This window comes from Enterobacter sp. TCD1-1 (assembly GCF_020567405.1).
Classification (GTDB): Bacteria; Pseudomonadota; Gammaproteobacteria; order Enterobacterales; family Enterobacteriaceae; genus Enterobacter; species Enterobacter quasiroggenkampii.
The window spans coordinates 133,044-144,656 of sequence record NZ_JAJCXF010000002.1 but is presented as its reverse complement, the minus strand read 5'-3'; the positions used below and the strand labels follow the sequence as shown (position 1 = coordinate 144,656).

At 56.9% G+C, this 11,613-nt stretch carries 11 protein-coding genes; 6 read left to right on the top strand and 5 right to left on the bottom strand.

Annotated features, from left to right (window positions below; translation table 11 throughout):
• Positions 1-67: 67 nt before the first annotated feature.
• Together LJA86_RS13505 and LJA86_RS13500 are read left to right on the top strand one after the other, a co-directional pair.
• Positions 68-2,242 (top strand): YgiQ family radical SAM protein, encoded by a 2,175-nt coding sequence (locus LJA86_RS13505; RefSeq protein ID WP_045909970.1) that lies wholly within the window; start codon positions 68-70, stop codon positions 2,240-2,242.
• A gap of 115 nt (positions 2,243-2,357) precedes the next feature.
• The gene (locus LJA86_RS13500; RefSeq protein WP_045909969.1) at positions 2,358-2,759 is read left to right on the top strand and encodes a carboxypeptidase-like regulatory domain-containing protein; all 402 of its coding nucleotides are present in this window, start codon (positions 2,358-2,360) and stop codon (positions 2,757-2,759) included.
• 41 nt (positions 2,760-2,800) lie between these two features.
• Here LJA86_RS13500 and dkgA read toward each other — a convergent pair whose 3' ends face one another.
• Positions 2,801-3,628 carry a 2,5-didehydrogluconate reductase DkgA gene (gene dkgA, locus LJA86_RS13495; protein WP_045909968.1) on the bottom strand — a complete coding sequence of 276 codons (828 nt, stop codon included), beginning with the start codon at positions 3,626-3,628 and terminating at the stop codon, positions 2,801-2,803.
• Positions 3,629-3,733: 105 nt separating this feature from the next.
• Positions 3,734-4,897, bottom strand: a complete 1,164-nt coding sequence (gene yqhD / locus LJA86_RS13490) for an alcohol dehydrogenase (RefSeq protein ID WP_024906510.1) — start codon at positions 4,895-4,897, stop codon at positions 3,734-3,736.
• A gap of 194 nt (positions 4,898-5,091) precedes the next feature.
• Between yqhD and LJA86_RS13485 the strand changes: the two genes are divergently transcribed.
• Entirely contained in the window at positions 5,092-5,991 is a 900-nt protein-coding gene (locus tag LJA86_RS13485; RefSeq protein ID WP_045909966.1) for an AraC family transcriptional regulator, read from the top strand.
• 48 nt (positions 5,992-6,039) lie between these two features.
• Here the strand turns inward: LJA86_RS13485 and yghB are convergent, their stop codons facing one another.
• Positions 6,040-6,699, bottom strand: coding sequence for a DedA family general envelope maintenance protein YghB (yghB, locus tag LJA86_RS13480; protein ID WP_024906512.1), 660 nt, complete (start codon positions 6,697-6,699; stop codon positions 6,040-6,042).
• Between the two features lie 143 nt (positions 6,700-6,842).
• Positions 6,843-8,030: a cystathionine beta-lyase gene (gene metC / locus LJA86_RS13475; RefSeq protein WP_045909965.1), complete on the bottom strand. Its 1,188-nt coding sequence runs from the start codon at positions 8,028-8,030 to the stop codon at positions 6,843-6,845.
• A gap of 251 nt (positions 8,031-8,281) precedes the next feature.
• Between metC and exbB the strand changes: the two genes are divergently transcribed.
• From exbB to LJA86_RS13460, 3 genes are all read left to right on the top strand, one after another.
• Positions 8,282-9,013, top strand: a complete 732-nt coding sequence (exbB, locus tag LJA86_RS13470; protein WP_021242115.1) for a tol-pal system-associated acyl-CoA thioesterase — start codon at positions 8,282-8,284, stop codon at positions 9,011-9,013.
• A 4-nt stretch (positions 9,014-9,017) separates the two neighbouring features.
• Entirely contained in the window at positions 9,018-9,443 is a 426-nt protein-coding gene (exbD, locus tag LJA86_RS13465; RefSeq protein WP_045909964.1) for a TonB system transport protein ExbD, read from the top strand.
• 274 nt (positions 9,444-9,717) lie between these two features.
• Positions 9,718-11,169, top strand: a complete 1,452-nt coding sequence (locus tag LJA86_RS13460; protein WP_229226304.1) for a methyl-accepting chemotaxis protein — start codon at positions 9,718-9,720, stop codon at positions 11,167-11,169.
• Here LJA86_RS13460 and LJA86_RS13455 read toward each other — a convergent pair.
• Positions 11,166-11,612 (bottom strand): hypothetical protein, encoded by a 447-nt coding sequence (locus LJA86_RS13455; protein ID WP_045909962.1) that lies wholly within the window; start codon positions 11,610-11,612, stop codon positions 11,166-11,168. The genes LJA86_RS13460 and LJA86_RS13455 overlap by 4 nt on opposite strands.
• Position 11,613: the final 1 nt, after the last annotated feature.

Genomic DNA, 11,613 nt, shown 5'->3' with positions numbered 1-11,613 from the left:
CTTCATTTCCCACAATGATCCAGCGTATAATCCCCGCCCTTTTGTCTATTTTTTCTTCGGAAGCATTATGAGCGCAATTTCCCTGATCCAGCCGGATCGTGACCTCTTCTCCTGGCCCCAGTACTGGGCGGCCTGCTTTGGACCGGCGCCGTTCCTGCCGATGTCCCGGGAAGAGATGGACCAACTGGGCTGGGACAGCTGCGACATCATTCTGGTCACGGGCGATGCCTATGTTGACCACCCGAGCTTCGGCATGGCCATCTGTGGCCGTATGCTTGAAGCGCAGGGCTTCCGTGTGGGGATCATCTCCCAGCCTGACTGGAACAGCAAAGACGACTTTATGCGTCTGGGTAAACCCAACCTGTTCTTCGGCGTGACCGCAGGTAACATGGACTCGATGATCAACCGCTATACCGCCGACCGTAAGCTGCGCCATGACGACGCCTACACGCCGGATAACGTGGCGGGCAAACGTCCGGACCGCGCGACCCTGGTCTATACCCAGCGCTGCAAAGAAGCCTGGAAAGACGTGCCGGTGATCCTGGGCGGCATCGAGGCGAGCCTGCGCCGTACCGCGCACTATGATTACTGGTCTGATACCGTGCGCCGCTCGGTGCTGGTGGATTCCAAAGCCGACATGCTGATTTACGGAAACGGCGAGCGTCCGCTGGTGGAAGTGGCGCACCGTCTGTCGCAGGGCGAGCCGGTGAGCAGCATCCGCGACGTGCGCAATACCGCGATCATGGTAAAAGAGGCGCTGCCGGGCTGGCGCGGCGTGGATTCCCGCATCATCGATATGCCGGGCAAAATCGACCCGATCCCACACCCGTATGGCGACGATCTGCCGTGTGCCGATAACAAACCGGTAGAGCCAAAGAAAGCGGAAGCGAAGGCTATCGTCGTGCAGCCGCCGCGCCCGAAGCCGTGGGAAAAGACCTACGTGCTGCTGCCGTCCTATGAGAAGGTGAAAGCCGACAAGGTGCTCTACGCCCATGCGTCCCGTATTCTGCACCATGAAACCAACCCGGGCTGCGCCCGCGCGCTGATGCAGAAGCACGGCGAGCGCTTTATCTGGATCAACCCGCCGGCCATCCCGCTCTCCACCGAAGAGATGGACAGCGTCTTTGCGCTGCCGTACAAGCGCGTGCCGCACCCGGCGTACGGCAACGCCCGTATCCCGGCGTATGAGATGATCCGCTTCTCGATCAACATCATGCGCGGCTGCTTCGGCGGGTGCTCCTTCTGCTCCATTACCGAGCACGAGGGGCGTATCATTCAGAGCCGTTCGGAAGAGTCGATCATCAACGAGATCGAAGCCATTCGCGACACCGTACCGGGCTTTACCGGCGTGATTTCCGATCTTGGCGGTCCAACCGCGAACATGTATATGCTGCGCTGCAAGTCGCCGCGCGCGGAGCAAACCTGCCGCCGTCTCTCCTGCGTCTATCCGAGCATTTGCGAGCACATGGATACCAACCACGAGCCAACGATTAACCTCTACCGACGCGCGCGCGATCTGAAAGGCATCAAGAAGATCCTCATCGCGTCCGGGGTACGTTATGACATTGCCGTGGAAGATCCGCGCTACATCAAAGAGCTGGCGACGCACCACGTCGGCGGCTATCTGAAGATTGCGCCGGAGCATACCGAAGAAGGCCCGCTGTCGAAGATGATGAAGCCGGGCATGGGCAGCTACGACCGCTTTAAAGAGCTGTTCGACACCTACTCGAAGCAGGCGGGCAAAGAGCAGTATCTGATCCCGTACTTCATCTCAGCGCACCCCGGCACGCGTGATGAGGACATGGTCAATCTGGCGCTGTGGCTGAAGCAGCGCCGCTTCCGCCTGGATCAGGTGCAGAACTTCTATCCGTCACCGCTCGCCAACTCGACGACCATGTATTACACCGGCAAGAACCCGCTGAGTAAGATTGGCTACAAGAGTGAAGAGGTGGTGGTGCCGAAAGGGGATAAACAGCGTCGTCTGCACAAGGCGCTGCTGCGTTACCACGATCCGAAAAACTGGCCGCTGATCCGCCAGGCGCTGGAAGAGATGGGTAAAAAACACCTGATCGGCTCGCGCCGCGACTGTCTGGTACCGGCCCCGACGCTGGAGGAGATGCGCGAAGCGCGTCGCCAGAACCGCAATACGCGCCCGGCGCTGACCAAGCACACGCCGATTGTGCATCAGCGTTCGAACGGTGGAGCGGGAATGAAGAAGAACGTAAAACGTAAGATCGGTTAAACCTGTAACAAAGCCCGGTGGCGCTAGCGCTTACCGGGCCTACAGGTCAGCGCGTAGGCCGGGTAAGGCGCAGCCGCCACCCGGCTTTTTTCTGCATAAGGGTAGGAGGCCCAAAATGAAAATTAGGAAGTTAACAGGAGCGATGCTGATTGGCCTTACGTTATGCGGTTGTGTAATGCACCGCCAGACACAGCCAGAAGTGGAAGGACGTCTAATCGACAGCGCAGGTAAGCCAGTCCCGGGCGCTAAAATAACATTAGAGAGGGAGCAAACGCTTTCTGACGACAACGGTCGTTTTGCTTTTCAGAGCCAGCATGAGTGGATCTTTTTTCTGCCAATAGGTCCGATGGACTGGATTTATCACACCCCGCTCCAGATAAGCGTCAACGGAAAGGAATATCGTGCAGAAGTAGGCGGCGGTCTCGGTGGGCCACATAAACTGGAAGGGAAAGCGTACAACGTTATTTGCACATTACCTGATCTTCCCGGAGAAGCGAGATGTCAGTCCGGTTTATAAATTAAAACGAGCCCGGCGGAAGACCGGGCTCGTTTTAAGTATTATCCGCCAAACTGATCCGGATCCGGCCCTAAACGCTTGCCCTTATCCAGCTTCGCAATCTCGCCCAGCTCATCTTTGTCCAGCCGGAAATCCCAGACGTCGAAGTTCTCGGCGATGCGCGATGGCGTGACCGATTTCGGGATCACCACCAGGCCGTTGTCCAGATGCCAGCGAATGACGATTTGCGCCGGGCTTTTGCCGTATTTATCCGCCAGTTCACGGATAATTTTTTGATCGAACACGCCCTGGCCACCCTGCGCCAGCGGACTCCAGGACTCGGTCTGGATTTTATGCGTGGCGTTCCAGGCATGAAGCTGCCGCTGCTGCAGCAGCGGGTGCAGTTCGATCTGGTTAATGACGGGCGCGACGCCCGTCTCGTCAATCAGCCGCTGCAGGTGATGAACCTGGAAGTTACAGACGCCGATACTTTTCACCAGCCCCTCTTTCTGCAGTTCAATCATCCCTTTCCAGGCATCAACGTAATGGTCGATGGCCGGAACCGGCCAGTGCATCAGATACAGGTCGACGAAATCGAGCTGGAGTTTCTCCAGGCTCTCCTGCAGGGCTTCGCGGGGACGCTTTTGATCGTCATTCCACAGTTTCGTGGTGATGAACAACTCATCGCGAGGGACACCGGCGCTGGCCAGTGCGGTACCTACGCCGTCCTCGTTTTTGTACGCGGCGGCGGTGTCAATCGACCGGTAGCCGACTTCCAGGGCTTTATGAATGGCGGAGACGACCTCGTCGTTACCGGCTTTCCATACACCTAGCCCCAACTGGGGCATCACGTTGCCGTCCTGCAGCTTGATTACGGTTTGGTTTGCCATTTTTCCTCCTTCAGGTGCGCATCGCCGGAGGGAGACTCCGGCGATGGGGTGTGCATTAAGTCTGGACGAAATGTCAAAAAACGAAAGTCGGGGGGACAAAAACGCTTAGCGTGCCGCCTCGTAAATACGACGGCTGACGTCCAGCGTGATGTCGCCGTGCTCGCCCAGATGGGTCATGCCGTGCTCTTCAAGTTTCGCCAGCAGGGCAGGGATGGAGCTGCCGTCCAGGCCGTAGCCAGACAGACGCGTTGGCACGCCCAGACCTTCAAAGAAGCTGCGGGTCGCTTCGATGGCAGCATCAATGCGCGCGTCGTCAGAACCCTCGGTAATGTTCCACACGCGCTCGGCGTACTGCAGCAGCTTGGCGCGTTTGGTGTCGCGTTTTTCGTTCCACAGTGCAGGCAGCACAACGGCCAGCGTTTGCGCATGATCCAGACCGTGCATCGCCGTCAGCTCGTGGCCCAGCATGTGGGTCGCCCAGTCCTGCGGCACGCCAGCGCCGATCAGGCCATTCAGCGCCTGTGTAGCCGCCCACATCACGTTGGCGCGAACGTCGTAGTTTTCCGGCTCTTTCAGCGCTTTCGGACCCTCTTCGACGAGCGTCAGCAGAATGCCTTCCGCGAAGCGATCCTGAATTTTGGCATTCACCGGATACGTGACGTACTGCTCAACGGTATGTACAAAGGCATCGACCACGCCGTTCGCCACCTGACGCGCTGGCAGGGTGTAGGTGTAAACCGGATCCAGAATGGCGAACACTGGCTGAACGTGTTCGTTCATGAAGGCCTGCTTGTCACCGGTGGTTTTACGGGAGATCACCGCGCCCTTGTTGGATTCGGAACCCGTCGCTGGCAGGGTCAGCACGGATCCCATCGGGATGGCGCTTTTGATATCGCTGCCGCGGGTTTCCAGGATGTGCCACGGATCGATGCCGTCAGCGTAGTGCGCCGCAGCGGCGATGAATTTAGTACCGTCCAGCACGGAGCCGCCGCCGACCGCCAGCAGGAAGGTGATGTTTTCTTCGCGGGCGATTTTTACCGCATTCATCAGCGTTTCGTAGGACGGGTTTGGCTCAATGCCGCCGAACTCACGCACGTCCAGACCGTCCAGCGCGCTGTAAACCTGATCCAGCACGCCGGTTTTTTTCACGCTGCCGCCACCGTAGGTGATCAGCACGCGGGCGTCAGCAGGGATCTGTGCGCGCAGGTCAGCGATAGCGTCTTTACCAAACAGAATGCGGGTTGGGGTGTGGAGATTAAAGTTGTTCATTGCTCGTTCCCTTTAGTGGGTGAAAAACCGTGGTGCGCAGAGGGCGACCTGATGCTGCTCATTGTGGCGATCCGGGGCTACGCCCTCAATGCACATTCCTGCCGATGTCTTGCCCATTTCTACAGAGCGCTGGAGAAAGCGCGGAAAACAACGCACACTGTCAACGTCGAAAACCGCACCCGGAGTAACGCAAGATGAACCGTGAGGCTATCTGCCAGCAGCTCACTGTGCAGATTAAGAGATTGATAGATAATGAAAATCGTGCCAGCGAGCTGCTGCCGGACATTCGCCTGCTCTATGGTACGCAGCCGGGGACACGCACGCCGGTCATGTACCAGCCGGGCATCGTTTTTCTCTTCTCGGGCCATAAAATTGGCTATATCAACGAGCGCGTGTTCCGCTACGACACCAATGAATATCTGCTTCTGACGGTACCTTTACCCTTTGAATGTGAAACCTTCGCGACAGAGGCGGTTCCGCTGGCGGGTATTCGCGTTAACGTCGACATCCTTCAGCTGCAGGAGCTGCTGATGGAGATTGGCGAAGATGAACTCTTCCAGCCTTCGATGGCCTCAAGCGGGATTAACTCGGCGACGCTGTCGGAAGAGATCCTCTGCGCCATTGAGCGTCTGCTGGATGTGATGGAGAGGCCGCTGGACGCGCGCATTCTGGGCAAGCAGATCGTCCGCGAGATTCTCTACCACGTGCTGCTGGGCCCGGGCGGTGGCGCGTTACTCGCTCTGGTGAGCCGACAGACCCACTTCAGCCTGATAAGCCGCGTGCTCAAGCGTATCGAAAGCCAGTACACGGAAAACCTCAGCGTCGACCAGCTGGCGGCGGAAGCGAACATGAGCGTCTCGGCGTTTCACCATAACTTTAAATCGGTGACCAGCACTTCGCCGCTGCAGTACCTCAAAACCTACCGGCTGCATAAGGCGCGGATGCTGATGATCCACGATGGCATGAAGGCCAGCGCGGCGGCGATGCGGGTGGGCTATGAAAGTGCCTCGCAGTTCAGTCGGGAGTTTAAGCGCTATTTCGGCGTCACGCCGGGAGAGGATGCGTCACGTATAAGAACGATGCAGGGAGTCTGACGAAAAACGTAGGCCGGGTAAGCGATAGCGCCACCCGGCTTTGTTGAATTATGCGCTACAGTACTTCTTCTTAATCACCACCGCGATGGTTCCCACCAGACCCGCCACCAGCAGGAACATCGGCAGCACCATCAGGAAGGTCATCACCTGATCTTCGTGGTGTTTCACGAAGGGGATCATATTCAGCGCGTAGCCGAGCGTTGTGACCACGCCAACCCACAGCAGGGCGCTCAGCCAGTTGAAGAACTGGAAGCGGCGGTTCGACAGACCGGAAATGCCCGCCATCGTCGGCAGAAGGGTGCGAACGAACGCGAGGAAACGTCCGGCCAGCAGCGCCAGCAGGCCGTGCCGGTCAAACATGCAGGTCGCGCGCTGATGATATTTATGCGGCAGCTGCGCCAGCCAGCTTTTGACGACGCGCGTGTTCCCCAGCCAGCGGCCCTGCAGATAGCTCAGCCAGCAGCCCAGGCTGGCAGCGGAGGTCAGGATAACCATCGTTGGTGTGAAGTCCATGACGCCTTTACCGATTAACGCCCCGGCAAGTAAAAGCAGGCTGTCACCGGGTAAAAACGAGGCTGGCAGTAATCCATTTTCCAGAAACAGAGTTGCGAACATCACGAAATAGACGATACCGACGACGTGAGGATCCGCCAGCGCGGCAAAATCGTGGTGCCAGAGCGCCGCGATAATATCTTGAATAACAGCCATGGACTTTCCTGTGGAACAGCAGATATAGCGCTATTGTACTCCCTTATTCGCCCGTCGGGTTTGATCCCGGGCGCAACTCATGCAGACTTTTCCGCTTGCGGTGTTCACAAAAGCGTCCAGGGAGTACATTTTCAGCCAGCACTCTACACGATACGCTCGAACCCTGCTGCTAAATCCGCAATCAGATCGTCAACATTTTCTAAACCGATATGCAGTCGAATCAGGGTACCGCTGAAGTCCACGTCGCCACCGGGGCGCAGGGCCGCAATCTGTTCCGGCTGGTTAGCCAGGATCAGGGATTCAAAACCGCCCCACGAGTAGGCCATGCTGAAGAGGGTAAAATTATCCAGATAGCTGGCCAGCTCGTCATTATTCAGCCGTTTTTTCAGCACGAACGAGAACAACCCGCTGCTGCCTGTAAAGTCACGCTGCCAGAACTCATGGCCTTTACTGCCGGGTAGCGCGGGGTGATTCACGCGCTCAACCTGTGGATGCTGCGCCAGCCATTCGGCCACCGTCAGACTGCTTTCATGGTGCTGACGCAGGCGAACGCCCAGCGTGCGAAGTCCGCGGCTGGTCATGTAGGCCGTGTCGGCATCCACCATCTGGCCCATCAGGTAGGCATTTTCACGCAGCTGATCCCAGCAGCGCGCGTTGGAGACCGCCGTGCCAATCATCCCGTCAGAGTGGCCAATCAGGTACTTCGTCGCTGCCTGAATCGAAATATCAATGTCGAAGTCCAGCGCTTTGAACAGCACGCCTGCCGCCCAGGTGTTGTCAATCATAACGATCGCCTCTGGCGCTTTACTGCGCACGGCCTTCACGATAGCCGGCACGTCGTGGACTTCCATGGTGAGTGACCCCGGCGATTCCAGGAACACAATGCGCGTGTTTGGCTGAATAAGTTCGGCAATACCTTCACCAATCAGCGGGTCGAACCAGCCGGTCGTCACGCCGAGCTTGCTGAGGATTTTGGTACAGAAGTCCTGGCTGGGCTCGTAGGCGGTGTTGGTCATCAGGATGTGATCGCCCTGTTCCACAAACGCCAGAATGGTATTGGCGACCGCCGCCGCCCCGCACGGGAACAGCGCGCAGCCTGCACCGCCTTCCAGCTCGCACATCGCTTCCTGCAGAGAAAAATGGGTTAGCGTGCCGCGACGGCCATAAAACAGCCCGCCTTTTGCGCGGTTGCGCGTGGCGATTTTTTTCTCCTCAACGGTGTCAAACACCAGCGAGGAGGCGCGTTGAATCACGCTGTTAACCGATCCCTGGGTATATTTTTTGCTGCGTCCTGCCTGTACCAGCGTGGTATCAAGATGCTTCGTTGTCATGTTCGCTAACCCTGTTTTTATACGTCTGGACGTCCAGACTACCACGATTGGAAAAAACTGCACCCGCAGGCTTATCGAATAAGCAGAAAATATTAGCAAAAAACCGCATAAGAAATTTTTACTGCGTAAGCGCAAGGAAAGTGAACGAAAATTGCGGCACTATGCAAATACTAATGAGAACTACTATCAATTCGACGACGTTTTGATATTATTACGTTCAGATTTTGTGATTTGCGTCCTGGAGATACAGAGTGGGTAATAATTTGATGCAGGCGGATCTCTCCGTTTGGGGCATGTATCAGCATGCTGACATCGTGGTTAAGATTGTGATGATCGGCCTGATTCTGGCGTCCGTTGTCACCTGGGCTATCTTCTTCAGCAAGAGCGCCGAGCTGCTGTCGCAGAAGCGTCGCCTCAAGCGGGAACAGCAACAGCTGGCAGAAGCTCGCTCTCTGGATCAGGCTTCAGATATGACCTCATCCTTCCACGCGAAAAGCCTGACTACCCTGCTGGTGAATGAAGCACAGAACGAGCTGGAACTCTCCGCGGGCAGTGAAGATAACGAAGGCATCAAAGAACGTACCGGTTTCCGTCTGGAGCGTCGCGTGGCGGCCGTTGGCCGACACATGGGGCGTGGTAATGGTTATCTGGCGACCATCGGCGCGATCTCACCGTTTATCGGTCTGTTCGGTACGGTCTGGGGCATCATGAACAGCTTTATCGGTATCGCGCAGACTCAAACCACCAACCTGGCGGTTGTGGCCCCGGGTATCGCAGAAGCGCTGCTGGCGACGGCGATTGGTCTGGTCGCGGCGATTCCGGCGGTGGTTATCTACAACATCTTCGCGCGTATGATTGGCAGCTACAAAGCGACGCTCGGTGACGTTGCCGCGCAGGTACTGCTGCTGCAGAGTCGCGATCTCGACCTGAATGCCAGCGCCGTTAAGCCGGTGCACGCGGCGTCCAAACTGCGCGTGGGTTGATATTATGGCGATGCGTCTAAACGAAAATCTGGACGATAACGGCGAAATGCATGAGATCAACGTGACGCCGTTTATCGACGTCATGCTGGTTCTGCTGATTATCTTCATGGTGGCCGCGCCGCTGGCCACGGTCGACGTGAAGGTGAATCTGCCGGCCTCGTCCAGCCAGCCGCAGCCGCGTCCGGAAAAGCCTGTCTATCTGTCCGTGAAGGCCGATAAATCCATGTTCCTTGGCAATGACCCGGTAACGGCCGACTCTGTCATCCCGGCGCTGGATCAGCTTACCGGCGGTAAGAAAGACACTACGGTCTTCTTCCGTGCGGATAAAACCGTGGATTATGAAACCATGATGAAGGTAATGGACACGCTGCATCAGGCGGGTTACCTGAAGATTGGGCTGGTCGGCGAAGAGAAAGCGGCCAAAAAATAGAACGAAAGCTGGCGAAAGCCAGCTTTTTTGTTTTCTGCCACGCAACATCGTTATTATTTTCTGCTGTATATCCCTATTCTTCATATTTCTTTATCAATAAAGCCAACGTTAATAATGTATTGATAGTTAAGTAAATATCAGTATTCGGCTGCGCCATTAAAATATATCTTTTGCTGAAATGGCGTCGTGGAATATCCCCACTACGCTTAAAAAAAGATAATAAAAACAGTCCTTCTTCGAAGGATCTTTTCACCTGCACAGCAAGAGACTCCCTATGGCTACGATGACATGGCTGTATCCGCACGCGCCTCAAAACGATCTGTTTTCGCTTTCTGCCATTCGACGACGCGCCGACAGGCTAATACTGGTGCTCATCTGGTCGCTGTGGGCCATCTCGCTGGGCGTGGGCTATATCAACGAAAACATCATGCAGGGGGCGATTGTCGGCACTTCACTGGCCTGTTTATCGACGCTGCTGACGATGGTGTTCCCCGGCGCGCTGTTGCTCCGCCTGAGCTCTGCGTGTGTGCTAATGGCATTTTCCGCGCTGCTGATTCATCTGGGCGAAGGTGAAACCGAATACCATTTCTCGGTTTTCGTCCTGCTTTCCGCGCTCCTTGCCTGGCGAGACTGGCGCCCGCTGGTGATGGGGGCGGCGGTCATCGCATTACATCACCTGGTGTTCAACTATCTGCAGGAAAACGACCTGTACGGCGTCGTGGTGTTCATGCACACCGGCTTTCATATGGTGGTTTTCCACGGGCTGTTTGTGGTGGTCCAGACCGCGATCCTGGTTCTGCTGGCGATTCGTATGGAGCAGGACGCCCGCTCGGCGAGCGAGGTGGCAAGGCTGGCGGGGGTGATCAATCGCGAACCGGGGTATCTCACGCTGGCCGTCGATGCGGCACCCGCAGAGTCTCCCTTTGCCCGTACGTTCAGCCTGACGCTGGGCACCATGCGCGCCACGCTTGAGCAGGTCAGCGCCAATATTGGGCAACTGCTGGAGGCATCCCGCGCGTTAGGACAACGCAACAGCGCGCTGTCGGAACGTACCGATCACCAGGCAAGTTCGCTGGCGACGGCGGCCAGTGCGATGGAACAACTGAGGGCTGTCGCCACCCTGACCAGTGAAAAAGCCCGCCAGGTTCGGGAGGTGGCATTCAGTACCAGTAATGTGGCGGAGCAGGGAGGCCATAACGTACGGCAGGCGATTGCGGCGATGGAGCACATTCGCGAGGAGTCGCAGCGCATTTACGCCATTCTGGAGCTGATCGACGGGATTGCGTTCCAGACCAATATCCTGTCGCTCAACGCCTCGGTCGAGGCTGCCAGAGCGGGGGAACATGGCAAAGGCTTCGCGGTAGTTGCCTCGGAAGTGCGCGTGCTGGCCCAGCGCAGCGAGGGGGCTGCAAAAGACATTCGCCAGCTGCTGACCGCATCGCAGGCAACCACGCTGCAGGGCGTCGAGCAGGTTGAGCAGGCCGGTATGACAATGAAGTCGATCATTGAGAGCATTGAAGGGCTCCGCTCGCTTCTGGAGCAGCTGTCGCAGATGAGCGAGCAGCAGCGGGCGAGCATTGCGCAGATGAACGACAGTATTGCCAGCATCGATGCCAGCGTGCAGGAGAACGTGCGTCACGTAGCGCAAACGCTGCAGGTGGCTGAAGCGCAGCGGCAGCAGACGGGGCAGTTAAAAGAGGCGATTGCCGTATTCAGATTTAATTAGCGTTGCGGTTCGGAAGGGGCGCTGGCGCCAGACGCCAGCGCGTCCTCATCAAGCGCAACGCAGGTGACGTTTGAGGTGCGGTACTCACCGTCTGACAATTTGCGCGTCAGGCGCAGAGTGGCGATTTCTCTGGCAAGCAGATACTGGTAATTGGCCTCGAGGCGACCCAGAAGCTTCTCTTTCAGCTCTGGCCGCTGTTCCATGATGGCGTTCATCACGGCACCGTAAATTTCTTCTTTGACCTGTAGCGGATAAATTTCACGGCGATTCTGCCATTTCAGCCGCACCAGCGTTGCCGGGATCGATACCAGGTCCTGGGTAATACGCGTCATCTCGTCATTTTTTGTGTTTCGCAGCGCATCGAGATTTTGCTTTAAGATAAATTCATCACTTTTCTTATCATCTAAAGTCAAATAAACGTCGTTGTTTTTAACTTCCTTCACG